The sequence below is a fragment of the Pseudomonas frederiksbergensis genome, from assembly GCF_003732705.1.
GTDB classification, from domain to species: Bacteria; Pseudomonadota; Gammaproteobacteria; order Pseudomonadales; family Pseudomonadaceae; genus Aquipseudomonas; species Aquipseudomonas frederiksbergensis_F.
The window spans coordinates 218,408-244,729 of the sequence record NZ_MOBR01000017.1; the positions used below are offsets into that span (position 1 = coordinate 218,408).

Consider the following 26,322-nt stretch of genomic DNA (forward strand, 5'->3'; position numbering starts at 1 on the left):
CACCTTAGCTCAGTTAATTGGGAGGGCGCATGAACGGACGGGTGAATAGCAGTGATATAGGACAATTCCTACAAATTAAAAAGAATGGGACTACGTACCAACTAGGGTTTGAATGAGGGATGTGAAAGTTCTGATGTCGTAATCAGAAAGCGATGATGCTCACAGTGAAAGTTACATACTGTATTTGATTAGTTGTAAGGGGGAAGTTGAGGGGGCTCAATACCGGGAAAGAAAGGGGCGGGGAAAATGCGTCAGGCGGAGCGATTCAGAGCATTGACGTAGTCTGAACACTGGTGCCTGACGCTCCTGCCTGCTGGTTGAAGGCGTGAAGGTTTACGCAGTCGCTTCTTCTTTATAGAACGCGTAGTCGGTATAGCCCACTTCGGTCCCGCCAAAGAAGGTTGGACGGTCGTAGGCGTTCAGCGGCAGGTTATGACGCAGGCGTTCCGGCAAGTCCGGGTTGGCGATGAAGTGGCGACCGAAGGCCACCAGATCGGCGTCACCCGCTTGAAGAATGGCTTCTGCATTTTCACCGTTGAAGCCACCGGCAGCGATGATCACGCCTTTGTAGTGTTTGCGCATCAACTGGGCAGCTACGGGGGCAGGGTTGGCATTTTCGTCCTCGATATTGCCCAGGATGCGCGGCTCGATCAGGTGCAGGTAAGCCAGGTTCAGTGGCGCCAGTTGTTGCGCTACGTAGGTAAACAGGCCTTCCGGATCGCTGTCGCCCATGTCACCCCAGGTGCCGTTTGGGCCGATACGTACCGCCACGCGATCACTGCCCCACACTGAAATCAGCGCATGGGTAACTTCCAGCAGAAAGCGTGCACGGTTTTCGAACGAGCCGCCGTAACTGTCGGTGCGCTTGTTGCTGTTGTCCTGCAGGAACTGATCGACCAGATAACCGTTGGCGCCATGCAGTTCCACGCCGTCAAAACCGGCTTTCACGCCGCGTTCGGCAGCGCTGCGGAAGCTTTCTACCAGGCCTGCAATCTCTTCGAGGGTCAGGGCGCGGTTCGGGGTGTTGGGAACCCAGCCTTCGGTGGTGTAAGCGACGCCGCCGTGCAGGACTTCCGATGGGCCGACCGGAAGGCTGTCCGCAGGCTGTACGTCGACATTGGATTGGCGACCCGCATGATAAAGCTGCAGGAAGATCTTGCCGCCCTTGGCGTGCACGGTGTCAGTGATGTGTTTCCAGCCAGCGATCTGGCTGTCGTCGAACAGGCCGGGTGCGCCGAGATAGCCATTGCCGTTTGGCGCGGCGATGGTGGCCTCACTGATCAGGAAACCACCTTCGGAAGTGCGCTGGGCGTAGTACTCGGCCATCAGGTCGCCAGGACGAGCGCCCTCTTCGGCACGCATGCGGGTCAGCGGTGCCAGTACGACACGGTGGGCGAAGGTGAATGGGCCGACTTTAACCGGGGAGTGAAGTTTGGACATGATTGCCTCGATCTGAAGAGTAAAGGGAAGAACGGTTGAATATCTGCCCGGGTCGATAGTCCTGTGGACTTTCGGGGTTGGGGCGCCTGGAGTTAGTTAATGCGATTTCCCCGGGTGGATAAACGGGCCGAGCTTCCCAACACTTCGGACTTTTCGGCTGTAATGCTGGCGATCATGTGGATTGATTTGAGGGATTGAGCTTGCTCACGAAGACGGGGACTCGGTCGTACTGACAAACCGCGACCGTTTTCCTCCTTTGCAAACCCGCCACCCGTCTCTACTCTGCGTTAACCCACCTTCAGCCTCGAGCACACCTGCCATGATGGACAACCTCAGCGGTATCACGGCCTTTATCCAGGTGGCCGAGACTCGCAGCTTTACCGAAGCCGGGCGCCTGCTGGAAATCTCGTCCTCGGCCGTTGGCAAAAGCGTGGCGCGCATGGAAGAGCGTCTCGGCGTGCGCCTGTTCCATCGCAGCACCCGCAGCGTCACCCTGACCACTGAAGGCGAGCTGTTTCTGGACCGTTGCAAACGCATCATCAGTGAAGTGGAAGCGGCGGAAATGGAGCTGCTGGAGCTGTCCGCCACACCGCGTGGCAAGGTGCGGATCAGCGTGCCGATTCAGAATGTGCTGATCATGCCGGTGCTGGCCGGGTTCATGCGTGCCTATCCAGGCATCGAGTTGGACGTGGACATGTCCGACCGCATGGTGGACGTGATCGAGGAGGGGTTCGATGCGGTGATCCGCACGGGTGCGCCGCAAGATTCGCGGCTGATGGCGCGCAAACTCGGTGGCTATCAGTTGCAGTTGGTGGCGTCGCCGGCGTACCTGGAACGCAATGGCGAACCTGTACATCCGGACGATTTGATCCGTCACACCTGCCTGCTGCACAAGTTTCCGGCCACCGGGATGATCGAGCGCTGGCCGCTGCGGGTGGATGACACGCACATCGAGCCGAACCTTGCGCGGGCATTGACCTGCACCACGATGGATCCGCTGACGTACCTGGCGATAGACGGGGTGGGGATTGCCTGCCTGCCGGATTTTTCAATCCGTCAGCCGTTGGCCGATGGCCGGCTGAAGGTGGTGCTGGCGGATTACACCGACCACACCGGCAACCTGTGGATGCTCTGGCCTGCGTCGAAGCAGACGGCACCCAGGCTGCGAGTGTTGATCGATTTTTTCAAAGACAACATCTTGAAGGTTTGAATCAGCGTTGCAGGGCCTCGGCAATCGGGGCTTTGCTAATGCCGAAACTGAGCATCACCGCCAACCCGAGCAAACCGATGCCGGCGCCCAGCCACAGCGCCGAACCCACGCCAGCGTGATCGACCATCAAACCGCCGAACAGCGAACCCGAGGCAATTGCCACCTGGAATGTGGTCACCAGCATGGCGGAACTGGCCTCAGGCAGTTGCGGTGAAGTCAGTTGCATCCAACTGCTGACACCGAGCGGAATGGCGCCGTAAGCAATGCCCCACACCAGTACCGCCAAGGTTACCCCCCATCCTTGCAACTGCGGCAAGGCCAATTGTGCAATCACCATCAGCACTATCACCGCGCCCAGGGAGGCACGCAGGTGGGTGGTGATGGTCCCGGCCATGGCGAAATTCGCCAGCATGCCGACCAGGCCAAACCCGAGCAGAATCGCGGTGATCGCGCTCGGCGAGAAACCGGCGTCATGCCCAAGGAACGGCGCAATGTAGGTGTACGCCGAGAAGTGCGCCGCCACCACCGTGCCTAACAACAGCATGCTGCGTCGAGCATTGCTGCGTGAGAGAAACGCCAACAACGCGCGCATCTTCAGACCCTCCCTGGAGGGCAGCGAGGGCAAGGTCAATGCCTGCGCAGCCAACGCCAACAAGGCTAATCCCGCGGTCACCGCGAACGACAGGCGCCACGAAAACAAGGTGCTGACAAAGGTCCCGAATGGCACACCAAACACCGTCGCCAGGGTGATCCCGGCAAAGATCAATGCCGTCGCTTTCGCCGCTTTCGATTCGCTGACCAGACGTCCGGCGGCTGCAATCGCCACCGCCCAGAAACCACCCAGCGCCACACCCAATAACCCGCGGCCGAGCAGCATGATCGCCAGGGTTGGCGCCACGGCCGACAGCAGATTCGAAACCACCAACAACACCGTCAACAACAGCAGCAGGTGCCGCCGATTCATCCGCCCGGCGCCGAGCATGATCGCCGGCGCCGACACTGCCGCGACAACGCCCGGCACGGTCACCATCAACCCCGCCACGCCGTCGGTGATGTTCAAGCTGTTGGCGATTTGCGGCAGGACGCCGACCGGCAAATATTCAGTGGTAACGAACGCAAAGGCGCCAAGCGCCACCGAGTACACCGACAGCCAATCGCGCCAGGAAGAAGACGCCTCCTGCGTCAACGCAGCCGTTGCCGGTAAAGCCTGTAAGTCGTGCATGGGGAAAGCTCCACAGTAATGAGTGGCGCCATGCTAGGGATCTCCTCCCTCGGGAAAAACGGGCTGTGGGTCCGATCACTGTGGATCAATCACTCCATAATCAAACCGCTCTGGCCGGAGGATTAGCGCCGTCCGTGTCCGCAGTGTTCGGCCCTTTGGCCGGTTTTTCCCGAAGGTCGCGCTCCCTAGACTTGTCCCCGTCAACCATCACCTAACGAGGACTTCGCCATGACAACCCCACACTCCCCGATACGCGTCGGCATCATCGGCGTCGGCAATTGGGCCCGCCACGGTCACCTGCGCGTGCTTGATCTGCTGCCGCAATTTCACTTGCAAGCGGTGTACAGCGAACATCGTGAACGTGCCGAAGCGGCCGCCGGTGAATACGGCATCACGCAAGTGGCGGACTCCGTCGACGGGCTGGTCAACAACCCCGACGTCGACCTCGTGCTGGTCCTCAACACCGCACCTCAACACGAAAAAACCGTGCGCGCGGCCATCGCCGCCGGCAAAGATGTGTATTGCGAATGGCCGCTGACCACCACCACGGCTGACTCCGAGAATCTGCTGCGACTGGCACAAGAGGCCGGCGTGCGGCATATCGTCGGCTTGCAACGCCGCCATGCGCCGCACAACCGCTACCTGCAAGACCTGCTGCAACAGGGTTACGTCGGCAAAGTGCGTTCGGTGCGGATGCACGTCAGCATGAATTACTTCCAGGCCCTGCGCCCCAATGCCTTGCGCTGGACCGCTCCCGAGGAAAACTTCTCCAGCGTGATCGCGATCTACGCCGGGCACTTTCTCGACATGCTCTTCACCGCCACCGATTGGCCGACCAGTGTCTCGGGGTTGATGGTCAATCAGTTTCCCAGGATCACCATCAAGGAAACCGGCGAAGAGCTGGAAAGCAGCGCTCCCGACCAACTGGTGCTCAGTGGCTTGCTGGAAGGTGGCGGGGTCATTTCGATTCACATCGAAGGCGGCAAGCGCAACGGCTCGGGGGTGCAGATCGATATCACCGGCGACCAGGGCGATCTGAAAATCACCAACCGTTCAGCCTTTGGTGATGTCGGCGATGATTACGTGATTGAGGGTGCCCACGGCGACAACCTCGCGCTGCAAGTGCTCCCGCTGCCTGAGTGTTACCAGCGCCTGCCGGCCTCTTCGTTGCCTTCAGCCGTGCTGGAACTGGCGGAGTTGTATCACGTGTATGCCCAAGATGTGGCCGAAGGCACCCATGCGGCGGCGACATTCAAGGATGCGCTGCGCTTGCATCAGTTGCTGGATGCGGCAAAAAGCGGGGTTCAGTCGCCACTTGGCTGAATCGCCTGACGGCGGCTACCCGTTACGCGGCGCCACTTGAATCAGCCGGTCGGCAGCATCCGACTCGGCTGATCCAGGGGGCTTATCCGTGAACGGAGCGCCCAGTCATTTCCTGAGCCATTTCGCTGGCATAGCTGTCGGTCATGCCGGCGATGAAATCAATCATGCGCAGGAATGACGTATGCAACGGGCCATTGGGATCGGGCGCGTTGTTGCCCAGCAGGTCGAGTACGCGACGGCTCTTGAACGACGGCGTGCGACCGTTGTGCTGTTCCAGCGCCGCGCCGCAGAAGGCGTTGAGCAGGATTTCCAGGGTGGTGTAGGCGCCGATTTCATGCAGCGTCTTGCGCTTGTCCTGGAAGATCTTTTTACGCGCCATGTCCTTGGCATTGAGCACGCAACGCTTGGCCGGGCCGTGCATGTGTTCCACCAGATCGCCGGGCAGCGTGCCGGCCAGCAGCGCGTCCTGTTGCTCGACAAAGGCGCGGGCGGCGGCGTTGGTCAGGTGTTCGATGGCTTTGCCGCGCAGGATCGCCAGTTTGCGTCGACGGGAATCCTGCGGGCCGAGCAGGCGATAGGTTTCCGGAATGTCGTCGCCCACCAGGTCCAGCAGCAGGGACTCGACTTCGGCGTATTCCAGCAGGTCCATCTCCAGGCCATCTTCAAGGTCGATCAGCGCGTAGCAGATGTCATCGGCGGCTTCCATCAGGTACACCAACGGATGACGGGCCCAGCGCTGTTCTTCCAGTTGCGGCAGGCCGAGTTTGTGCGCGATTTGCTCCAGCAGCGGCAATTCGCTCTGATAGCAGCCGAACTTGTGCTTTTTGTAGCCCAAGGAGTCGGCGTGCTTGGCGGTCCAGGGGTATTTCAAATACGTGCCGAGGGTGGCGTAGGTCAGACGGGTACCGCCGTCGAACTGGTGATATTCCAGCTGCGTGAGCACGCGAAAGCCTTGGGCATTGCCTTCGAAATTGAGGAAGTCGTTGCGTTCAACCTCGCTCATGCCATCCAGCCAGCCACGCCCGGCGGCTTGCTGGAACCAATGACGGATCGCGTCTTCGCCGGAGTGACCGAACGGTGGATTGCCGATGTCATGGGCCAGGCAAGCCGATTGCACGACCATGCCCAGGTCGCTCGGTTCGCACCAGTCGGGCAGGGCGCTGCGGATGGTTTCACCGACGCGCATGCCCAAGGAGCGGCCCACGCAACTGACTTCCAGCGAGTGGGTCAGGCGCGTGTGGATATGATCGTTGCTGGACACCGGATGCACCTGGGTCTTGCGCCCCAGGCGGCGGAACGCACCGGAGAAAATGATGCGGTCATGGTCTTTGTGGAAAGGGCTGCGGCCGAGTTCTTCCGGGCTGTGCACAGGCTTTCCGAGGCGTTCGCGAGTAAGCAGGGTTTGCCAATCCAAGGCTGGTTCTCTCCGTCAAGTGACTGATGGCCCAGTGTCCTGTCTCGCCTCAGTACCTGCAAGCAGAACTACAGCCCGGCGGCGTCGATATCGATGAGCAGCAGGCGTTCGCCGTTGTCGAAAAACTGTCCCGCCGTCAGGCAATACTGGTTGCTGGTGGCGTCGCGGTAGGTGTTGGAGAGGGTTAGCCGACGCTCATCCCAACCCTCGGCCAGCAGGTGATAGAAGTACGGGCGCCACGACCAGTTGTGGCCCAGGTAGCGGTTGTCCGCCTCCCAGCCATTGTTGCGCCATTCCAGATTGGGCGTCAGTTGTGTGCCGTGGCGATCGCATTGGTAGAAGCGCAACAGCCAGGGAAACGCATTCAGTTGCGGCAATGCACTGATCGGCGCACGGGCCTGGGCCCAATCCTGCAGAATCGCCATCAGCTCGCTGAGTTGCCGGCGCATGACCATCAACTGGCCGCGTTCAATCAGCTTGCGCTGCACGTAGCGCTGACGCAGTTGCGCGAACTGTTCGACGAAGGCATCGGTGGCAAAGAAATCGGTGTGCGCCCGGGCGAACAGAAAACCCTGCACATAACGCGAACCGCACTCCAGGGCGAAATTCAACTGGGCCTCGGTTTCCACCCCTTCGGCAATGATCCAGCACCCGGTTTTCTCGGCCATCAGGGCCAGGGCCTTGACCACTTCGCTGCTCGGTCCGCCCAGGGCGGCGGCCTGAAACAGGCGCATGTCGAGCTTGAGAATGTCCGGTTGCAGGGCCAGTACCCGATCAAGTTGCGAGTAACCGGCACCGAAGTCATCGATGGCGATTCGCGCGCCGGCCTGACGGTAGCGCGCCACCACTTCGGCCAGGCGCTGGCTGTCGCCGCCCAGTTCGGTGATCTCGAAGACGATGCGTTGCGGATCGACGCCATGCCTGGCCAGTTGCTTGAGACTCGGCAGGGCCTGATCCGGGCGCAAGCGGCTGATCCAGCGCGGCGACATGTTCAGGCTCAGGAACCATTGCGAAGGTGCTTCGTGCAGACGGCTCAACGCGTTATCGCGTATCTGCCGGTCGAGGCGACGCAGGGCGATGGCGGGTGTTCGCGGGTCGGCGAACAGCGGCCCCACGGAGGTCAGTTGCCCATCGGCCTGGCGCAGTCGACCCAATGCTTCGACGCCCGCGATACGCCCGGTGGCGGTATCGATAAACGGCTGAAAGCAGGCGAGCGGTTGCCCGTCGATCACGAGGCCTCCTTAGTAAGGTCTTGTTTTTGGAGAGTGCCTGGCGCCGGGTACGCACGCAGGATTGAACCCCTCGATAAAGAGGTTCATCCCGGTGGTATTGCAAGAATGCAGCCAGCCAGTGACTGCTTAGTGTTTGTGCGAGGAACCCTGCAGCACCAGTTTGATCAGCGGCCCCAGGCTGGTGCCCAGTTGAACCAGACGCGTGATGCTACTGACGCCACCGTTCTTGGCGCCCTTGCCGGTCAGAAAACCGAGCAGGGTCACGGCGGCCATGCCCCAGAGCGGGGCGTGCTTGATGCCGAAACCGTCTTGCAGGTTTTGCGTCATCCCGCGCACCCGCTGCAAGGGTTGCAGCAATTGCCGGGATTCCTGGCGGATTTCCTGGCGATGCATTTCCATGCGCAGGCGGATCAGCGCTTTGCGCATTTCCGTGCGCGAACTGTTGTGAGGCAGTTGAGGCAGGCTCATGGCAGCAGGCGCTCCCGGTCGTTGGCCAATTCTTCCAAAGTACCGTGGAAGGGCGAGGACTCATCGAAAACGGCTGCTTTGAGGCGCATCCCGCAGAAAATCGCGGCCAGGGTGTAGAACACGCAAAGCCCGATGATCGCGGCCAGGCGATAGGTGTCCCAAAACAGGATCATCACCAGCGTCGACAACCCCACCAGCAACAGCAAGGCAAACACCAGCGCCAGGCCTGCGAACAGCAACAGGCTGACGGTGCGTGCTTTCTGTTCCTGCAATTCGATGCCGAACAACTCGACATGGCTGTGCAGCAACCCTAGAAACGCGGCACCCAGGCGCCGCGATGAAGCGCTTGTGCCCGTCGCGGACGAGCCGGATTCGCCGATAGACATATCAGCGCCGTGTGGCCAGCAGGCCAATCAGAAAGCCCACGCCGGCGGCAATGCCGACTGATTGCCATGGGTTGGCCTGGACGTAATCTTCGGTGGCGGTGACAGCCGCCTGACCGCGCTGGCGCAGGGAGTCTTCGGTCAGTTTCAAGGTTTCCCGGGCTCGCAGCAGGCTGTCGTGGATCTGGTCGCGCAATTCATCGGCCTGATCACCGGCGATGGATTTGGTGTGTTCCAGCAACCGTTCGGTGTCGCTGACCAGGGTTTGAAAATCGTTCAGCAGGATTTCTTGAGCAGTCTTTGCCTTGATGCTGGCCATGGGTGGATCTCCGTAAGTGGCTTCTGATGCGTTCGAGTATGAGCCTTGGGCGAAGGTTCAGTACAAATGACTGGTACAACTTTTGCTATGTCATGGTGCGTCAGCCAGCGCCGTTGCGCTGTTGCTGGGCATGATTTGAGCAAAACCATAACTCAAATAATCAAAACCCGCGCAAAGGTGATGACCTTGTGCGCCAAAGCGGTTCATTGGAATCAATGCGTTGGTTTCGACAAGCCGCAACTTGGTGCATGGATGGCCTGCGCGAACTGCTTTGGTGCTTTTTTAGCCTTCAGGTCTGCCAACCCCATGGAAAATCTGCAAAGCGCTGTGGACAGTCTGGTCCATAGCTCCAATACGTTGTTCATTTTGATCGGTGCGGTCATGGTGTTGGCCATGCACGCCGGTTTCGCGTTTCTGGAAGTCGGTACGGTTCGACAAAAGAACCAGGTCAACGCCTTGTCGAAGATCCTCAGCGACTTCGCCATTTCGACGTTGGCGTATTTCTTTATAGGCTACTGGATTTCCTACGGCGTCACTTTTATGCACCCGGCGGCGGTGATCAATGCCGATCACGGTTATGGTCTGGTGAAATTCTTCTTTCTGCTGACCTTTGCCGCGGCGATCCCGGCGATTATTTCCGGTGGCATCGCCGAACGTGCACGCTTCGTTCCGCAGTTGTGCGCGACGGCGCTGATCGTGGCGTTCATCTACCCGTTTTTCGAGGGCATGGTCTGGAACGGTAACTTCGGTTTGCAAGCCTGGTTGCTGGAACGCTTTGGCGCCAGCTTCCATGATTTCGCCGGCTCCGTGGTGGTCCACGCCATGGGCGGCTGGCTGGCGCTGGCGGCGGTGTTGTTGCTGGGGCCCCGGAACGGACGTTATCGCGATGGTCGCCTGGTGGCGTTCGCGCCGTCGAGCATTCCGTTCCTGGCCCTGGGTTCGTGGATTCTGATCGTCGGCTGGTTCGGCTTTAACGTCATGAGCGCGCAGACGTTGCAGGGCGTCAGTGGGCTGGTGGCAGTGAATTCGCTGATGGCCATGGTCGGCGGCACTGTGGCGGCGTTGATCGTCGGGCGCAACGACCCAGGCTTTCTGCATAACGGTCCGCTGGCCGGGCTGGTGGCGATTTGCGCCGGTTCCGACCTGATGCACCCGGTGGGCGCGCTGGTGACCGGTGCGATTGCCGGGGCATTGTTCGTCTGGTGCTTTACCGCCGCTCAAGGCAAATGGCATATCGACGATGTGCTCGGTGTGTGGCCTTTGCATGGTTTGTGTGGCGTGTGGGGCGGGATTGCTTGCGGCATTTTCGGTCAGACTGCGCTGGGCGGCCTGGGCGGTGTGAGCCTGATCAGTCAGTTGATCGGCACCTCGCTGGGTGTGATCGTGGCACTGGCCGGCGGCTTTGCGGTGTATGGCACGATCAAGGCATTCCATGGTTTGCGCCTGAGTCAGGAAGAAGAGTATTACGGTGCGGATTTGTCGGTGCACAAGATCGGCGCCGTAAGCCAGGACTAGTTTTCTTCATCTTCAGCACCGGGATAAAACCGGTGCAGCAGGCTGTAGCGGTCATGCCGGACCTGATCGACGCGCTCCTGAACCTGATGCGCCGGCAAGCCGAGCATAATCAGCGCATGGGAGGCGAGCATCAGGCTCGACTCCAACAGTTCCGGTACGACTTCATTGGCGCCAGCCGCTTTCAACTCGGCCCACTGACTGTCGTCCCGGGTGCGCACCAGGATCGGCACGCTCGAGTTGTATCGACGCGCTTCCTTCAGGATCAGCAAGGCAATATCCGTCTGATCCACGGCGATCACCAGCAACCGGGCTCGTTCCAGCCCCACGGCAGCCAGCAACTCGCCGCGCCGTGAGTCGCCGTAGTGCACGCTGCTTTCGCCGGCGGCCGCTTCCTGGACCCGAACGGGGTCGTTGTCCAGGGCGATATAAGGTTGCTGCGCATTGTGCAGGAACCGTCCGATGGACTGCCCCACGCGACCGTAACCGCAAATCACCACATGGCTGTGCAGCCCGGCGTTGAGTGCGCTGATTTCTTCAAGCTTCGCTTCTTCGTTGGGTTTACGGTGCAGGCGCGCGGCAATGCGTGGCGCGGCGCGCAGCAACAGCGGCGTGACCAGCATCGAACAGAACGTCGCGGCCAGCAGCAGGCCGCCAAGGTCGGCGGGCATCAGTTGGTGTTGCTGCATCTGCGCCATCAAGGCAAAGCAGAACTCGCCGCCCTGGGCCAGCGCCAGACCACTGCGCCACGCGGTTTCGCCATCGCTGCCGCGCCATTTGACCAGCAGGGCCACCACGCTGCCCTTGATCAGCAGCAACCCTAGGGTCAGGCCGAGGATCAGCAAGCCGTGGCTGGCAAACAACTGCAAGTCGATCAGCATGCCGATACTGACGAAAAACAACCCGAGCAGGATGTCGCGGAACGGCCGAATATCAGCCTCGATCTGATGCCGGTAATGGCTTTCCCCCAGCAGCATCCCGGCGAGGAACGCGCCGAGGGCAGGGGAGAGGCCAAGCAGATGCGTCAACCAAGCAGTCAGCAGCACAATCACCAGCGCCAGCAGCACGAACAGTTCCGCAGAACGGGACGCGGCGACTTCATGGAACAACCGGGGCAGCAACCAGCGACTGGCGAGCAGCAGGCCTACAAACAGCAAAACGGTCTTGGCCAGTGTCAGGGGGAGTGCCCAATACCAGGCTTGATCGCTGCTGCCGGCGAACACCGGCACCAAGGTCAGCAGCAACACCGCTACCACGTCCTGGAACAACAGCACGCCGATGGCATTCTGGCCGTGGCTGCTGAAAATCTCCCCCAGGCTGCCCAGCTCCTTGCTGACGATGGCCGTGGACGACAGCGCCAGACCGGCGCCGAGCAACAAGGCCGGGGTGACCGCCATGCCGAACAGCATCAGCAAGATCCCCAACAGCAGCCCGGAAATCAACACTTGCAGGCTGCCAAGTCCGAACACCACCCGGCGCAGCGCGAGCATTTTCGACAGGGAAAACTCCAGTCCCAGGGAGAACAGCAGAAACACCACGCCCAGTTCGGCAAGGTCCGGCAGTTCGTCGCTTTCGTTCACCCAGTTGAATGCCGTCGGGCCGACCATCAGTCCCACGCAGAGGTAGCCCAGCACCGGCGGCAAGCGCAGGCGACGGAACAGCGCGATGACTACCAGGGAGGAGGCGAGGATGATCAACAGATTGGCAAACACTGAAAACTCCGGTGAAGGATTCGGACTACCCCAGCGTAGAGGCAAAAAAAGTCCAGAGCATCGCGCAAACGCAATTGCGCGCAAATGATGTGCGTCAGGGAATTGCCGAAACCTTTTGAAATTGGTTCGCAGGCCCTGGGGGCGTTGGCTCGACGGTTGATGGCAGCGGGGCCTAGAATGAAACCCTACTTTATCGGGTCTGTTTGTCATGCCTCCTGAATGTCAGTTGTTCGGAACCCTGGGTTGCCATCTCTGTGAAATTGCCGAAGCCGAACTGATGCCCTTGGTCGAGCACGGTTTGATGGTGGAATTGGTGGATATCGCGGAAAACGAGGATTGGGTCGAAGACTACGGCCTGCGTATCCCGGTGCTGCGACGCCTCGATACCGGCGCTGAACTGGATTGGCCCTTCGACGCCGAGCTGGTCGTCAGATTCTTGGGCTTAGAGAATTCCCACTTGTCGTAGCGACATGTTCATCCATTGGCGAAAAACAGGTTATTCGGTTACTGTATGTTCATACAGTTATTCGGGTTGCCTGCCATGCGTCCTCCTTTTACGGATTTGGCCAGGTGATCCCGCTAGTCAGAGGGATGAGCCGTGGTCAATGTCGAACAATTGAAGAACAGCGTGAACCGGATGTCGATCGAGGTGGTGCGCGAGGCGGTGATCGAACTGCGCCTGGATGGCCTGGTCACTGAAGGTAAAACCCCCTTCAACAAGCTGCATTTCAACACCTGTTTCGCCGAAATCGAAGCCTTGTTCCAGCGTGCGGGTTATCACCGGCAGCTGGATGTGGTGGGTTATCAGGGCTTGATGTATGCGCTTTACGATCCCGGTCGCTGGGAAGCAGTGGATGTCCTGCGCTGGCTCAAGGAATTTACCGAAGCAGCCGCGCGGACCGCTTGAGGAATCTGCGCTAGGTTCGCTCCGGCCGCTGTTGGATAATGCCGCCCTGTATTGAGGGTTAGAGCGTTCGTATGTCCACTTCATCGTTTTCCGCCGCACACAGCCAAGCCAGTACCCTGTACCTGCCACCCGGCCCATGGCAGACCGTACTCGATTGCCTGTGCGAGCATTTCGGCGCCATCGGCCGTGAACAATGGCTGGATCGCATCGCTCGCGGCCGTGTCCTTGACGGCCAGGGTCAGCCGATCGCCCTTGATCTGCCGTACAAGGAAGGCCTGCGGATTCATTATTTCCGTGAGGTGCCGGACGAAAAGCCGATCCCGGTGGTCGAGTCGATCCTGTACGCCGACGAGCACTTGGTGGTCGCAGACAAACCGCACTTTCTGCCCGTGACGCCGGCTGGCGAATACGTGGAGCAGACCCTGCTGCGGCGATTGATCCACCGGTTGGATAACCCGCATCTGGTGCCGTTGCACCGTATTGACCGGCATACGGCGGGGCTGGTGCTGTTTTCGGCCAATCCCCAGACGCGTTCGGCGTATCAGTCGTTGTTTCCGACGCGGCAAATCGAAAAACGCTACGAAGCGATTGCCCGCGCGTTGCCTGAGTTGTCCTTCCCGTTGGTGCATAAAAGCCGTCTCGTGGACGGCGAACCGTTCTTCCGCATGCAGGAAGGCCCTGGCGTCAGCAATACCGAGACGGCGGTCGAGGTCCGGGAGAAAAACGGCGAACTCTGGCGTTATGGGCTCTACCCGGTCACGGGCAAGAAGCACCAGTTGCGGGTGCACATGACGGCCCTGGGCGCCAGTATCTGCAATGATCCGTTCTATCCTCAGGTACTCAAGGACGTCGAGGATGACTACGCCAACCCCTTGAAGCTGCTGGCCCAGGGGCTGCGTTTTGTAGACCCGGTCACCGGCCAGGAACGTGTCTTCGAGAGCACCATTACGTTGCAGTGGTGATCGATACCGCACTTTTCTTCGGACACGAAAAAGCCCGCATTTAGCGGGCTTTTCTGTATCCGATTGTCACCGCAAAGATTACAAGTCTTTAACGGTACGAACCTGATCCTTGTTGATGCGCGTGTGCTTGCCGTCCAGCTGTTCGAACTCGTAGAAACCCGACTCTTCATCGAATTTAGGTTGGTCGACGGCCTGGATTTCACGACCATCATTCAAGGTGATCACTGTTGGCGATGCGCAACCGGCGAGGGTAGCGAGGCCCAGTGCGAGCATGAAAGTGGCGAGGGTCCGTTGAGTCATGAGTGTGTCTCCGAATATGAATTCTTTTGGTTACTGAGCTTGTAGACGTATGCAACGCGCGCAAGTTCCTTCTCGTGTCAGTCTGACACAGTGTTGTGTGCAGTTAACAGTTCGGGTGTGTTCAGATTGGCCAGGCGAGGGTCATTGTCCGGGCATTGCAGGGCGGAGGCGCCCAGTTGCCGCATGATTCTGCCTGGGCTGCGTTCGCCCTCGTTCCAGGCATTTTCGAACGCATCTGAAAGGGCGACGGGAATAATGCACAACAAAGGTTCCCAATGGTCGCCGTGGCGCAGCATCAGTGGTTTGTCCGGATGCCGGGCGGCGGTTTCGCGCATGTCTTGAAGCAGGGCGGCATCAATACGCGGCACATCACAGGGTAAAACCAGCAAATGAGTATGGCGGGCGGCCTTCAGGCCGGCACGGATACCGGCCAGCGGCCCAGGAAAACCGGCGTGATCATCAACCACCAGTTGGTCGGCGTACGGTGCGTATTTTTCCTGGTTTCTGTTGCAGGAGATGATCAAGTCATCGCTCAGGGCGCGGGTCTTGCGATGCAGATGCGCAATCAACGGTTCGCCGTGCCACTCGATCAGCCCTTTGTCCTGGCCGCCCATGCGCTGGCCACGCCCACCCGCCAGGAGCAGAATTGAACAGGTCGGCAGCGGTGTATTTGAAGTCATGGCAGCTCTCCATGGGGGCGGCGAAAAAATGAGGCGCTGTGATATAACACCGGGCTGTTTCCCCTACAACTGGACGAGCCTATGAAAGCCAAGGCTGATGTACCTTTCGCGCCGCTCAATATCGCGGTGCTGACGGTCAGCGATACCCGGACCCTGGAAACCGACACCTCTGGCCAGGTCTTTGTCGACCGCCTGAGCGCTGCCGGTCACAACCTGGCGGCACGGGTGCTGCTTAAAGATGACCTGTACAAAATCCGTGCGCAAGTCGCCACCTGGATTGCCGATGACGTGGTTCAGGTCGTGCTGATTACTGGCGGCACCGGGTTCACCGGCCGCGACAGCACGCCGGAAGCCGTCAGTTGCCTGTTGGATAAGCAAGTCGATGGTTTTGGTGAGTTGTTCCGGCAGATTTCCGTGGCGGACATTGGCACCTCGACCGTGCAGTCCCGGGCATTGGCCGGTTTGGCCAATGGCACGCTGGTCTGCTGCTTGCCGGGTTCGACGAACGCCGTGCGTACTGGCTGGGATGGCATTCTGGCCGAGCAACTCGATTCGCGGCACCGTCCGTGTAATTTCGTTCCTCATCTGAAACAGGCGGCACCCTGTGAATCCCGCGGGTAAGCCTGGCAAAACCGGCAGCTTGATGCCGGTCGAGGTGGCACTGGCACGCTTGCTGGAAATGGCCGAAGCGGCACCGATCCGCGAGCGTGAACACTTGCCGCTGGCACAGGTTCAGGGTCGTGTGCTGGCAGAGGATCTGATTTCGACGCTGGACCTGCCGCCCTGGCCCAACAGTGCCATGGACGGTTATGCCTTGCGTCTGGCTGACTGGAACGGAGAGCCATTGGTGGTCAGTCAGAAGATTTTCGCTGGCCAGGCCCCACAACCGTTACAGCCAGGGACCTGTGCGCGAATCTTCACCGGTGCGCCGGTGCCCGCGGGTGCCGATTGCGTCGAGATGCAGGAGAACGCCGAGGTCCAGGCGGATGAGCGCGTGCTCTTCACCGAAACCATGACGCCGGGCCAGAACATTCGTCCACAGGGCCAGGAAACCACCGTCGGCGAGTTGGTCCTGTCTGCCGGTACGCGTCTTGGCCCCATTGAGCAGGGGCTGGCGGCGTCACTGGGGTGTGCTGAACTTGCGGTAGTGCGCAAGGTTCGTGTGGCGGTGCTGTCCACCGGTGATGAGCTGATCGAACCCGGTCAGGCGTTGGGCCCGGGACAGATCTACAACAGCAACCGTGTGTTGCTTTGCAGCTGGTTGCAGCGTTTGGGCTGCGAGGTGATTGATGCCGGCATCCTCGTGGATGATCTGGCGATAACTCGTGCTCGCTTGGGCGAATTGACCCATGTCGATCTGATTTTGTCCACGGGCGGTGTGTCCGTGGGGGAGGCCGACTTCCTGGGCATTGCCTTGCGCGAAGAAGGCGAGCTGGCCTTGTGGAAGCTCGCGATCAAACCCGGCAAACCGCTGACGTTTGGGCATTTCCGTGGCGTACCGGTGATTGGTCTGCCGGGTAACCCAGCCTCCACGCTGGTGACCTTTGCCCTGCTGGCGCGGCCTTATCTCCTGCGCCGTCAGGGTGTCCAAGAGGTCGAACCGCTGAAATTCCCGGTGCCGGCAGGGTTTGTCTGGCCCAAGGCTGGCAATCGACGGGAGTACCTGCGTGGGCGCATCGAGAGCGGTCGGGCAACCATTTACAGGAATCAGAGTTCCGGCGTACTGCGCAGCGCCGCCTGGGCTGAAGGCCTGGTGGAAGTGCTGGAAGACCGCACATTGATCGAGGGGGAATACGTCAACTTCATCCCCCTGAGTGAAGTCTTGGGTTAATGCCTGCCAATGCAAGCCCGGTGAATCGAGCCGGGTCTTGCGTTCACTCTGTCGTTCAATGGGACAGCAGTGTCACGACCTGATCGAACCGGCTGTTGGCGATCCATCCCAAAAGCCCCAGAGCCACGGCGCCCGCGCCGGCCGAGTAGGCCAGTCGGTGCTTGATGGATTTGACGTCACTACGCACTTCGTCCATGTCTCTGCGGATGTACTTGAGGTGGGTTTCCAGCTCAACGACGCGAGGTTCCATATCGACTTCTCCGGCAGGTTTTGCGCTGTTTTTGAATTCAGCCTGATGAGCCCTTAGGGCGTTTGCATTCATTGCGTGCACATCCTTGTGTGGTTGTATTTTGATGATCGAAACCGCAGGCCCCAAAGGTGTACCAATCACCGGGCCCGGTCAATTAAGCCGATTCCTCAGATATTGTAAGAAAACGTACCGCCCTGTAGGACCCACGTCGCCGGGACTCTGAATTAATTCAAGTTCTCCTGACTTTTTTGGGTGCCCGTGAGGTCAACATCTCCCATACGGATTCCAATCATAGGAGTGATAGCAATGGGTGAGCGCAAGGCGCTGTTGATTCTGCATGGCAAGCAGGCACTCAACGAGGAAGTCCGCGCGGCCGTTGAAGGCAAGCGCAAGCAAGGATGGGAGCTGGCCGTTCGGCTGACCTGGGAGGCCGGCGATGCCGGGCGCCTGGTGGATGAAGCGCTGGCCGCCGGTTACAGGCAGGTGATTGCCGGTGGCGGCGACGGTACCTTGCGTGATATCGCCGAAGCCATGGCGGCGCATTCAAGCGATGCCAGTCTGGTGCTGATGCCGTTGGGCACCGCCAACGATTTTGCTCGCGCCGCCGGTATTTCTCTGGAACCCGCTCAGGCATTGGAACTGCTGGACAGTGCACCGAGCGCCATCGATCTGGGAACCGTCGGCGGACAGGCGTTCCTGAACATGGCCACCGGCGGATTTGGCAGTAACGTCACCGCCAACACCTCGGAGGACCTGAAAAAGATCCTGGGCGGTGCGGCGTATCTGTTCACCGGTTTATCGCGCTTCAGTGAGTTGCATGCCGCTTATGGCGAATTGCAGGGGCCGGACTTTCATTGGCGTGGCGAATTGTTGGCATTGGGCATCGGCAATGGCCGACAGGCCGGTGGCGGTCGTGTGTTATGCCCACAGGCGTTGGTGGATGATGGGCTATTGGATATCAGCATTCTGCCGGCACCCCAGGAAGTGGTCGGCACATTGAAGAACTTGCTGACGGAGGGCTTCGGCATCGACAGCATGTTCGTGCGAGCCCGTTTACCGTGGGTCGAGATCAAAGTCTCGGAAGGTCTGCATATCAACCTGGATGGCGAACCCCTGGAGGGCGACAACTTGCGTTTCGAGGCGCGTCCGGCGGCGTTGCGGGTGCATTTGCCAGCGAACTCGCCACTGCTGGGTTCATCGCCAGTCGTCAATCGTCCAGACTGATGATTTGCTCACGCACGGCGAACAGCACCAGGCCGGCCACGTCGTAGATCTGCAGGCGTTTCATGATCTGCGAGCGATGGGTTTCGACGGTCTTGATGCTCAAGCCCAGGCCGTTGGCGATTTCCCGGGTGGATTTGCCACGCACGATCAGTCGCAGGATTTCCAGTTGGCGTGCCGTCAGGTTATGGGCGTCCGGGATGGGCGCCTGGTTTTTCTGGGTGCGGATCAGCGCCTGGTTGATCACGGTGTGGGCGATGGCCGGGCTCAAGTAGCGCTCGTTGTTGCGCAAGGCGTCCAAGGCGTGTTCGAGCTCAGTGGCCGTGGTGTCCTTGAGTAAGTATCCATGAGCCCCGGATTCCAGTGCCTGCATGATCAGAGTCGGGTCGGTGTGCATCGACAGGATCAGCACTTTGCTCTGCGGGCGAACCTTTTTAAGGCGCTGCAAGGCTTCGAGGCCGCCGGTCTCCTTCATGGAGATATCCAGCAGGACGATGTCCGGGGACAGTTGCTCGACCATCTCCAGCAGTTGCGAGCCACCATTGGCCTCGCCGATTACCGCGTAGCCGGGAATATCCAGCACCAGAGCGCGCACGCCTGCCCGGATCAGCGAGTGGTCATCCACCAGAAGTAAGTTACAAGTCAACGCATAACCTTATTCGTACTGGCCCGCTCAAGCGCGCGGGGCGCCCAGGGGAAAAGTGCTTCGATTTGAGTGCCTTTGCCTGGCTCGCTGGCCACGGTCAAAGTCCCGCCCAATTGCTCGATCCGCTCCGACATCCCGGCCATTCCACGCTGTCCCTCGCGCCCGGGGTTTGCCGCGGGCGCAAAGCCCAGGCCGTCATCGCTGATCAGCAATGTCAGGCCTTGGGGCAAGCGTTGCACGCGTACCAGTAAATTGCTGGCCTCGGCATGGCGCAGGATATTGGTCACTGCTTCCTGAGTAATCCGGAAGGCGGCCACGGCCATTTCTTCCGGGATGCCGGTCAAGCGCTGATGGCATTCCAGGCTCCAGTGCACCGAGGTATTGGCCAGGGTCTTGAGCAAATGTGCCCGCAGGCTGGCTTCGAGGCCAAGACTGGTCAACTGCCGGGGATTGAGGATGGCTGAGACGTCGCGCACCTTGGTCAAGGTTTCTTCCAGGGTTTCACAGAGCACCGAGCACTGCCCCTGCAGATCTTCGGGCAGCCGGCGCTTGAGCCATTCACTTTGGAGCTTTGCCGCTGTCAGCAATTGGCCGATGTCGTCGTGCAACTCGCGGCTGAGCCGATGGCGTTCGTTTTCCTGTACTTCCAGAAGCCGGTCGGCCAACTCTTGGGGCTGAAACTTGATCGACTTGCGCGACAGGCGATGCCCGACCCAGACACACGCCAGTGCTGCGATGTTGAGTAGCAGCAGGCTCGCTGGCAGGCGAGTGGACAAACCATAAACCAGCAGGCTGCCAAGCGCCGAGCAGGTACACAGCAACAGCGTGAACCGACGCGCGTTTTCTCGGGAGGGTGGCCACGTGGTAATTGACTTGAGGCTGGCGTACATAGCAGATGGAGCCAATGGATGTTCGCTGCGGGTAGATCCGTCATGGTGGCTGACGGGTCTCTGTCTGAAAAAAGGTTGGGTCAATCTTCGACTTCAATGGTGCAAGTCAGATGACGGAATCCAGCCCTGAAGTTTAGCCGTCGAGAATCGGTGTGCCATTAATTGAAGTCAACTAATGGCCGGCATAATACCACTTAAGATACCGTTGGTCGCGTTCGGTATATATGTCCAAACAGTCAGGAATTAACCAAATTGGACGTTGGTTCCATAATGGAAAAGTTTGCTTTTCGGGGGGCGAAGATAGTAAAGGTGCCTGGTTTATTTTTAAAGTCAGGCATTACCTGAGCCCAAGACAGAAAGTCCGCGCTCGACAAGAATAAATATGTCTAATGAACTGTCGTTGGCAGATATGACATTTTCAATTGCGACATTGCGTGTACAAGTTATTGATTCGGATGGAGCAATAACAACACCAGGCGACGCATAGTTGCCTGGCAAAATCAGGCTTGCCGTTCCGAGAATGTCACAAGGGTAAGCGGCTTGGCATGGACGGGTGGCTGAAACCGGCTCTGCCCGACTTGAAAGGCAAACGCCTCGATCAGCGATGTCTGCTCGCTGTCATCCAGGCTCAACTGGCCGGTTTTCGAGTCGATCAGTTCAAGTTGCCAGGCCAGCAAGGTCAGGCAATCTTTCAGCGCCATCAGGGCATGGTCGTTTAGCGCCATCTGATGTTGGGCATGGTTCAGCAAGCCATGAATATGCAGCGAAAACTCCGAAACCGCTTCCAGCCCCAGGGCATCCGCCTTGTTCGCCAGCTTGAGCAGGGTGCTAAGCATGCAGTCGATCGCGTCCGTATCATTGCTGATCAGTTGCAGATGGCTGAGGCATTCTCCGGTTTTGGCCAGGAGTGTTTCAGCCTCGACGAGAAACTCAGGAAGCCCTTGAGTCCCCTCTTTATGGTCGTTCGGCATGCTTATCTCCACAACGTCATGTCAGATGAGGGAATGTCGTGTGTGTCGATGATCACGAGTTTTTGTGCGAGCGCACCCCGGTGGGCCTTTGCGCACGCTGGATAACTCGAGAGGGTGGAGGGCCACTGACCTGCGATCGCACACAAAAGCCTGACTCCGTTCATGCAATGAGAATGGCGTCACATTAATGGCTATTGGATATTGCGAATATCAGGTTGGGCCTGATTGTTACTAGGGGAATCCCTTACACAGGGGAACCTAACGTGCAAACCGAGGTCGCGCGGGAGGGAGTAATGCGTGAAGAAAATCACGAGGCCAGTAAAGCATGATGTTAATGTGACATCAATGCCTGAGCATGGCATTTTGTCGCAGGGTCAAGGTCCGGCAATAACAGCCGATAACCCTCATTAGTGAATTCAACAGAACAAGCCCAGGAGTCATTGATGGCCGGCATTCTCGACACGGTAGACCAACGCACGCAACTGGTGGGTGAGAATCGCCTGGAAATTCTCATGTTCCGATTGGCCGGGCGACAATTGTTCGCGATCAACGTCTTCAAAGTTCAAGAAGTACTGCAACTGCCGAAACTGACGCTGATGCCCCAGCGTCATCCGTTTGTCTGCGGCGTGGTCAATCTGCGTGGCCAGACGTTGCCGGTCATCGATCTGTCCCAGGCCATCGGCATGCGTCCCCTGGTGCCAAGCCCCACCAGTACCATTATCGTCACCGAGTACAACCGCTCGGTGCAGGCATTCCTGGTCGGTGGCGTGGACCGCATCGTCAACATGAACTGGGAAGCCATTCTGCCGCCGCCGACCAGTGCCGGTCGCCAGCATTACCTGACGGCCATCAGCAAGGTCGATGACCAGTTGGTGGAAATCATCGACGTGGAAAAAGTCCTCGCCGAAATCGTCCCGTACAACGCCAAGGTGTCCAAGGACAAACTCGATGACCCGGTGCTGGAACGCGCCCGGGGCCGTGAAGTGCTGCTGGTGGACGACTCCAACGTGGCGCTTTCGCAATTGCGCGACACCCTCGGCCAGTTGGGTGTGAAGATGCACATCGCCAGCGACGGTCTGAAGGCACTGAACATGCTCAAGGCCTGGGCCGATACCGGCGTGGTCATGACCGACAAACTGCTGATGATCTTCACCGACGCGGAAATGCCGGAGATGGACGGCTATCGCCTGACCACCGAAATCCGTAACGACCCGCGCCTGCGTGGCCTCTACGTGGTCCTGCATACCTCGCTGTCCGGCAGTTTCAACGACTCGATGGTCAAGAAGGTTGGCTGTGACAACTTCCTTTCCAAGTTCCAGCCGGACAAGCTGGTTGACGTGGTGCGCCAGCGCCTGATGCTCGACGAAGTGCCGGCCTGATAAAGAATCAACGGCTGTGCATGGTCTATCTGTGGGAGCGAGCCTGCTCGCGAAGGCGGTTAAGCATTCGACATTGATGTTGACTGTCCTGACGCTTTCGCGAGCAGGCTCGCTCCCACAAGGTATCCAGTATTCAATTTTCAGCCTTTGATTCAGCGATCAAGCTCGTATAGGGTGGCGTTTTTGGCCCATCAGGAAGCTGGCAATGCTGCATCTGAGCGCGCTTTATCGTTATCCGTTGAAATCCGCCAAGGGCGAGACCCTGCAACAGGTCAGCCTCGACAAACTTGGCCTCGACGGAGACCGACGCTGGATGCTGGTAGATGAGGCCAGCGGGCGCTTCCTGACCCAAAGGGCGGTGGCGAAAATGAGCCAGCTGTCGGCGCTGTGGAATGCCGAAGGCGGCTTGACCCTCAGTGCGCCTGGCCATGCACCGATCGATATCGCCTTGCCCGGCAATGAGGCTGAGCTGCGCGGCGTGACCATTTGGCGCGACACCCTGCGTGTGCCCGATGCCGGCGACGCGGCGGGTGCCTGGGTCAGTCAATTCATCGGCAAACCAACGCGGCTGGTGCAAGTGCCTCTGGATCGCGCGCGCGCCACTCAATCCGGTTACGGCAAGGACGACGATCAGGTAGCGTTCGCCGATGGCTTCCCGCTGTTGCTGATTGGGCAGGCGTCGCTGGAAGACTTGTCCATCAAGGTCGGTCGGCCGCTGGAAATGCTGCGCTTCCGGCCCAATCTGGTGATCGAAGGCAGTGACGCTTATGCCGAAGATGGCTGGAAGCGCATCCGCATCGGTGATGTCGAGTTCCGGGTGGTCAAGTCGTGCGCCAGGTGCATCCTGACCACCATCGATCCGCAGACCGGTGTACGCAGCGATGATCGCGAGCCCCTGGCCACGCTGCAGAAGTATCGGGCTGAAGAGGATGGCGCGATGTTCGGCCAGAACCTGGTCAACGACAGCAATGGTCGACTTGAAGTCGGCATGCCGGTGACGATCCTCGAGTAACCAACGCTATAAACGAAAAATGCCCGTGTCCTTGGACACGGGCATTTTTTTTTAGCGCTGTGAAAACCCAGGGGTTTAGCCGCGGTATTCGCACAGGTAAGCGGTGTCGACGGCCACTTTCAGCTGGAACTTGCTGTTGGCCGGCACGTTGAACTGGCTGCCGGCGGCGAAGGTTTCCCAGTCGCTGCTGTCTGGCAGTTTGACAGTCAGGGCGCCGGTCACCACGTGCATGATTTCACGCTGGCTGGTACCGAATTCGTATTCGCCCGGTGCCATGACGCCAATCGTCGCCGGACCTTCAGCAGTGCCAAAGGCGATCGACTTGACGGTGCCGTCGAAGTACTCGTTGACTTTAAACATGGGCGATTCCTCGAAAAAGGGCTTAAAAGGGCCGGCCAGTATGCACAACGCCCTTTGCGCCGTCACCTCTCCTGGATGGGAAGCACCAGCGGTAACAACCGCGCGGTATTGCGTGCATCTTCCAGCGCCCGGTGCTGCTGGCCATTGAACTGCATGCCTGCCAGTTGCAGTGCGCCGTTGAGCCCCAGTGGCCGATCCAGTCGCCGCGCCTTGGCGAAACGCTGCTTGAGGTTCATGTGCGGTACTTGGCTCAAGAAGCTGTCGAGTTGCAGTCGCTGCCATTCCTGAACCAATTGCTGGCGGTCGTAGTCGCCCCAACTGACCCAACCTTCCAGGCGCGAATGATGCTGGCCGAGCCAGCGCTCGAACGCCGGCCAGACTTCGGTCAACGGTTGCGCGGTATCGATATTGGCTTGGGTGATATGGGTCAACTCGCGGCAAAACGGCGTCAGCAAAGGCCGGCGCGTCGGGCGTACGAAGCGCTGGAATTGATCCAGCTCCCGGCCTTTGCGGTCCACCAGGGTGGCGCCGATTTCGATGATTTCCATCTCTGTGACTGGCCAGCCGCCCTCATCGGTGGTGGCTTCCAAATCAATGACCAACCAGTGAGGCATCGCAGGGTTCCTGGTATCCGCGTCCTGATAGGGCTTGAGCGTAGCCAAACCCGGCGGATCCGCCTAGCGCCTTATTCAACCTCCAACAAAATCTGACGATTTTTGACCTGATCGCCGACCCGGACCTGCAAGCGCTTGAGCACGCCGTCGATGCCGGATTTGAGCGGATGCTCCATTTTCATCGCCTCCAGCACCACCAGCAGTTGCCCCTTGCTGACGGTGCTGCCCTCACTGACCAGCACATCGACGATCGCCCCGTCCATGGGGGCCTTGAGCGTGCCGGAGCTGACGCTGGCCTGGCTGGTCACGGCAACTTGTGTGCGATCCACCAGCCGCAAGCTGCCAGGGCGAGTGAACAACCACAGTTGCCCGGCGTCGAGGCGATAGGCGTGACGCTGGCGGATGCCGTTGATTTCCAGGGTGGCGTGGTGTCTGTCGAAGTGGATAAGCTTCAAAGCGAGCATTCGATCATCGACCTGTAGGCGGTACGGCTCGCCAGGCAAAGCATTCAGTTCCACCGTCCAGTCCTGATCCTCCACACCGATGCGATAGTGCAGCGGTACGCTGGCGTTATTGCGCCATCCCGCCAACGGGGCGGCGTGATGCTGTGCTGATGCCTGATAAAACAGCGCCGTCGCGATGGCCAGTTCTTCGGCGCTCGGGATGTGGGCATGCAGGCAGGGATGCTCGGCGAAGTGCGTCGGGATAAACCCGGTGCTGAATGCGCCACTGATAAATTGTGGGTGTTCGAGCAGGCTGGCGAGCAGGCGCTGATTGCTTTGCACGCCCAGCAGCACGCTGTCTTGTACTGCCCGTAAGAGCTTGCGTCGGGCTTCTTCGCGGGTGGCGCCGTGGGCGATGAGTTTGCCGAGCATTGGATCGTAGAAGGGGCTGATGTGCTGGCCTTCGATCAGGCCATGGTCGATGCGCACGCCGTTTTGCGATGCGGGTTCCCACGCGCCGATACGTCCGGTCTGGGGCAGGAAACCCTGGGCCGGGTCCTCGGCGTACAGGCGCACTTCGATGGCATGCCCGTTGAGTTGCACCTGATCCTGACGCAACGGCAGCGGCAGGCCTTCGGCGACGTGTAGTTGCCACGCCACCAGGTCCAGGCCGGTGATCAGTTCGGTCACCGGGTGTTCCACTTGCAGTCGGGTATTCATCTCCAGAAAGTAAAACTGCCCGCGCGCATCCAGCAGAAATTCCACGGTGCCGGCGCCGACATAGCTCACCGCGCGTCCAGCCTTGAGCGCCGCCTCGCCCATGGCCTGGCGCAGCTCGGCGGTCATCACCGGGCAGGGCGCTTCCTCGATGATTTTCTGGTGCCGGCGCTGGATCGAACAGTCGCGCTCGCCGAGGTAGATAAGATGGCCGTGCTGGTCGCCGAACACTTGAACCTCGACGTGGCGCGGCTCGATCAGTGCCTGTTCGAGGATCAGTTCATCGCTGCCAAAGCCGTGCAGGGCTTCGGAGCGGGCGGTGCGCAGCTGCTCCAGCAAATCGCTGGCGTCGTGCACCAGGCGCATGCCACGCCCGCCACCGCCGGCACTGGCCTTGATCATCAGCGGATAGCCGATGCGTTCGGCCTCGCGGCTCAGGGTCGCGTCGTCCTGTGCTGCCCCTTGATAGCCGCTGATGCAGGGCACACCTACTTTGATCATGGCGAGTTTCGACAGGCGCTTGCTGCCCATCAGCTCGATGGCGTCCGGGCTGGGGCCAATGAAGGTGATGTTGGCCTGTTGACAGGCGAGGGCGAACCCGGCGTTTTCCGAGAGGAAGCCGTAGCCGGGGTGGATCGCATCGGCGCCGGTGCGGCGAGCGGCCTCGATGATCGCCGGGATGTTCAGGTAGGACTGCTGCACGGGGGCCGGGCCGAGGTTCACGGCTTCGTCGGCCATTTGTACGTGCAGGGCATCGGCGTCGGCATCGCTGAACACGGCGACGGTGCGGTAGCCCAGGGCCTGGGCGGTGCGCTGGATGCGGCAGGCGATTTCACCGCGGTTGGCGATCAGGATTTTGGTGAATCCGGGCATAGGTCTTTCCCTTGGTGTTTGCGGAGAATTT

Annotated in this window: 28 protein-coding genes; 11 read left to right on the forward strand and 17 right to left on the reverse strand. The window is 59.7% G+C overall.

Annotated features, from left to right (window positions below):
* Nucleotides 1–333: 333 nt before the first annotated feature.
* A complete protein-coding gene (locus BK667_RS19425; RefSeq protein WP_123598589.1) occupies nt 334–1,440 on the reverse strand; it encodes an alkene reductase in 1,107 nt (368 codons plus the stop codon).
* A 322-nt stretch (nt 1,441–1,762) separates the two neighbouring features.
* Between BK667_RS19425 and BK667_RS19430 the strand changes: the two genes are divergently transcribed.
* On the forward strand, nt 1,763–2,650 hold the full coding sequence (locus BK667_RS19430) for a LysR family transcriptional regulator (protein WP_123598642.1): 888 nt from the start codon (nt 1,763–1,765) through the stop codon (nt 2,648–2,650).
* Between the two features lies 1 nt (nt 2,651).
* On the opposite strand, the gene BK667_RS19435 is transcribed toward BK667_RS19430, so the two are convergent.
* Nucleotides 2,652–3,872 (reverse strand): MFS transporter, encoded by a 1,221-nt coding sequence (locus tag BK667_RS19435; RefSeq protein WP_123598590.1) that lies wholly within the window; start codon nt 3,870–3,872, stop codon nt 2,652–2,654.
* Between the two features lie 228 nt (nt 3,873–4,100).
* Here BK667_RS19435 and BK667_RS19440 point away from each other — a divergent pair, with 228 nt between their 5' ends.
* Nucleotides 4,101–5,195 carry a Gfo/Idh/MocA family protein gene (locus BK667_RS19440; RefSeq protein WP_123510294.1) on the forward strand — a complete coding sequence of 365 codons (1,095 nt, stop codon included), beginning with the start codon at nt 4,101–4,103 and terminating at the stop codon, nt 5,193–5,195.
* An 82-nt stretch (nt 5,196–5,277) separates the two neighbouring features.
* On the opposite strand, the gene BK667_RS19445 is transcribed toward BK667_RS19440, so the two are convergent.
* From BK667_RS19445 to BK667_RS19465, 5 genes are all read right to left on the reverse strand, one after another.
* On the reverse strand, nt 5,278–6,609 hold the full coding sequence (locus tag BK667_RS19445) for a deoxyguanosinetriphosphate triphosphohydrolase (RefSeq protein WP_123510296.1): 1,332 nt from the start codon (nt 6,607–6,609) through the stop codon (nt 5,278–5,280).
* 68 nt (nt 6,610–6,677) lie between these two features.
* The gene (locus tag BK667_RS19450; RefSeq protein WP_123598591.1) at nt 6,678–7,841 is read right to left on the reverse strand and encodes an EAL domain-containing protein; all 1,164 of its coding nucleotides are present in this window, start codon (nt 7,839–7,841) and stop codon (nt 6,678–6,680) included.
* A gap of 126 nt (nt 7,842–7,967) precedes the next feature.
* Nucleotides 7,968–8,309, reverse strand: coding sequence for a hypothetical protein (locus BK667_RS19455; protein ID WP_123510299.1), 342 nt, complete (start codon nt 8,307–8,309; stop codon nt 7,968–7,970).
* Entirely contained in the window at nt 8,306–8,695 is a 390-nt protein-coding gene (locus BK667_RS19460) for a phage holin family protein (protein ID WP_123510301.1), read from the reverse strand. Before BK667_RS19460 ends, BK667_RS19455 begins: the two co-directional genes overlap by 4 nt.
* Nucleotide 8,696: 1 nt before the next feature.
* Complete coding sequence (locus tag BK667_RS19465; RefSeq protein ID WP_123510303.1) at nt 8,697–9,011, reverse strand: ElaB/YgaM/YqjD family protein; 315 nt, start codon at nt 9,009–9,011, stop codon at nt 8,697–8,699.
* Between the two features lie 306 nt (nt 9,012–9,317).
* Here BK667_RS19465 and BK667_RS19470 point away from each other — a divergent pair, with 306 nt between their 5' ends.
* On the forward strand, nt 9,318–10,526 hold the full coding sequence (locus tag BK667_RS19470; protein WP_123598592.1) for an ammonium transporter: 1,209 nt from the start codon (nt 9,318–9,320) through the stop codon (nt 10,524–10,526).
* On the opposite strand, the gene BK667_RS19475 is transcribed toward BK667_RS19470, so the two are convergent.
* Complete coding sequence (locus BK667_RS19475) at nt 10,523–12,235, reverse strand: cation:proton antiporter (RefSeq protein ID WP_123598593.1); 1,713 nt, start codon at nt 12,233–12,235, stop codon at nt 10,523–10,525. The two genes, BK667_RS19470 and BK667_RS19475, sit on opposite strands and share 4 nt — an antisense overlap.
* Before the next feature lie 208 nt (nt 12,236–12,443).
* Here BK667_RS19475 and BK667_RS19480 point away from each other — a divergent pair, with 208 nt between their 5' ends.
* The 3 genes from BK667_RS19480 to BK667_RS19490 all read left to right on the forward strand — a co-directional run bounded on the left by BK667_RS19480 (nt 12,444) and on the right by BK667_RS19490 (nt 14,104).
* Complete coding sequence (locus BK667_RS19480) at nt 12,444–12,701, forward strand: glutaredoxin family protein (RefSeq protein ID WP_123510309.1); 258 nt, start codon at nt 12,444–12,446, stop codon at nt 12,699–12,701.
* A 132-nt stretch (nt 12,702–12,833) separates the two neighbouring features.
* Nucleotides 12,834–13,142, forward strand: a complete 309-nt coding sequence (locus tag BK667_RS19485; RefSeq protein ID WP_123598594.1) for a transcriptional regulator — start codon at nt 12,834–12,836, stop codon at nt 13,140–13,142.
* A 71-nt stretch (nt 13,143–13,213) separates the two neighbouring features.
* Nucleotides 13,214–14,104, forward strand: coding sequence for a pseudouridine synthase (locus BK667_RS19490; protein WP_123510313.1), 891 nt, complete (start codon nt 13,214–13,216; stop codon nt 14,102–14,104).
* A 78-nt stretch (nt 14,105–14,182) separates the two neighbouring features.
* Here BK667_RS19490 and BK667_RS19495 read toward each other — a convergent pair whose 3' ends face one another.
* Nucleotides 14,183–14,404 (reverse strand): YgdI/YgdR family lipoprotein, encoded by a 222-nt coding sequence (locus tag BK667_RS19495; protein ID WP_054052090.1) that lies wholly within the window; start codon nt 14,402–14,404, stop codon nt 14,183–14,185.
* Nucleotides 14,405–14,481: 77 nt separating this feature from the next.
* Nucleotides 14,482–15,084 (reverse strand): molybdenum cofactor guanylyltransferase MobA, encoded by a 603-nt coding sequence (gene mobA / locus BK667_RS19500; protein WP_123598595.1) that lies wholly within the window; start codon nt 15,082–15,084, stop codon nt 14,482–14,484.
* Nucleotides 15,085–15,165: 81 nt separating this feature from the next.
* On the opposite strand from mobA, the gene moaB reads away from it, so the two are divergent.
* Both moaB and BK667_RS19510 read left to right on the forward strand, forming a co-directional pair.
* The gene (gene moaB / locus BK667_RS19505) at nt 15,166–15,705 is read left to right on the forward strand and encodes a molybdenum cofactor biosynthesis protein B (protein ID WP_092279602.1); all 540 of its coding nucleotides are present in this window, start codon (nt 15,166–15,168) and stop codon (nt 15,703–15,705) included.
* A 22-nt stretch (nt 15,706–15,727) separates the two neighbouring features.
* Nucleotides 15,728–16,915, forward strand: coding sequence for a molybdopterin molybdotransferase MoeA (locus tag BK667_RS19510; protein ID WP_185058251.1), 1,188 nt, complete (start codon nt 15,728–15,730; stop codon nt 16,913–16,915).
* Nucleotides 16,916–16,970: 55 nt separating this feature from the next.
* On the opposite strand, the gene BK667_RS19515 is transcribed toward BK667_RS19510, so the two are convergent.
* Nucleotides 16,971–17,237, reverse strand: coding sequence for a hypothetical protein (locus BK667_RS19515; protein WP_259698121.1), 267 nt, complete (start codon nt 17,235–17,237; stop codon nt 16,971–16,973).
* 234 nt (nt 17,238–17,471) lie between these two features.
* Between BK667_RS19515 and yegS the strand changes: the two genes are divergently transcribed.
* Nucleotides 17,472–18,389: a lipid kinase YegS gene (gene yegS / locus BK667_RS19520; RefSeq protein WP_123598597.1), complete on the forward strand. Its 918-nt coding sequence runs from the start codon at nt 17,472–17,474 to the stop codon at nt 18,387–18,389.
* Here yegS and BK667_RS19525 read toward each other — a convergent pair.
* The 3 genes from BK667_RS19525 to BK667_RS19535 all read right to left on the reverse strand — a co-directional run bounded on the left by BK667_RS19525 (nt 18,373) and on the right by BK667_RS19535 (nt 20,893).
* Complete coding sequence (locus BK667_RS19525) at nt 18,373–19,032, reverse strand: response regulator (RefSeq protein WP_123598598.1); 660 nt, start codon at nt 19,030–19,032, stop codon at nt 18,373–18,375. The genes yegS and BK667_RS19525 overlap by 17 nt on opposite strands.
* A complete protein-coding gene (locus tag BK667_RS19530) occupies nt 19,029–19,922 on the reverse strand; it encodes a sensor histidine kinase (protein ID WP_123510323.1) in 894 nt (297 codons plus the stop codon). Before BK667_RS19530 ends, BK667_RS19525 begins: the two co-directional genes overlap by 4 nt.
* Nucleotides 19,923–20,422: 500 nt before the next feature.
* Nucleotides 20,423–20,893, reverse strand: a complete 471-nt coding sequence (locus tag BK667_RS19535) for a hypothetical protein (RefSeq protein ID WP_123598599.1) — start codon at nt 20,891–20,893, stop codon at nt 20,423–20,425.
* A 443-nt stretch (nt 20,894–21,336) separates the two neighbouring features.
* On the opposite strand from BK667_RS19535, the gene BK667_RS19540 reads away from it, so the two are divergent.
* Together BK667_RS19540 and BK667_RS19545 are read left to right on the forward strand one after the other, a co-directional pair.
* Nucleotides 21,337–22,272, forward strand: coding sequence for a chemotaxis protein CheV (locus BK667_RS19540; protein WP_054052105.1), 936 nt, complete (start codon nt 21,337–21,339; stop codon nt 22,270–22,272).
* Between the two features lie 205 nt (nt 22,273–22,477).
* Nucleotides 22,478–23,284: an MOSC domain-containing protein gene (locus tag BK667_RS19545; protein WP_123598600.1), complete on the forward strand. Its 807-nt coding sequence runs from the start codon at nt 22,478–22,480 to the stop codon at nt 23,282–23,284.
* 75 nt (nt 23,285–23,359) lie between these two features.
* On the opposite strand, the gene ppnP is transcribed toward BK667_RS19545, so the two are convergent.
* The 3 genes from ppnP to BK667_RS19560 all read right to left on the reverse strand — a co-directional run bounded on the left by ppnP (nt 23,360) and on the right by BK667_RS19560 (nt 26,291).
* On the reverse strand, nt 23,360–23,644 hold the full coding sequence (gene ppnP, locus BK667_RS19550; protein WP_054614024.1) for a pyrimidine/purine nucleoside phosphorylase: 285 nt from the start codon (nt 23,642–23,644) through the stop codon (nt 23,360–23,362).
* A gap of 62 nt (nt 23,645–23,706) precedes the next feature.
* Nucleotides 23,707–24,258, reverse strand: coding sequence for a 3'-5' exonuclease (locus BK667_RS19555; protein ID WP_123510329.1), 552 nt, complete (start codon nt 24,256–24,258; stop codon nt 23,707–23,709).
* 71 nt (nt 24,259–24,329) lie between these two features.
* The gene (locus BK667_RS19560) at nt 24,330–26,291 is read right to left on the reverse strand and encodes an acetyl/propionyl/methylcrotonyl-CoA carboxylase subunit alpha (protein WP_123598601.1); all 1,962 of its coding nucleotides are present in this window, start codon (nt 26,289–26,291) and stop codon (nt 24,330–24,332) included.
* Between the last annotated feature and the right edge of the window lie 31 nt (nt 26,292–26,322).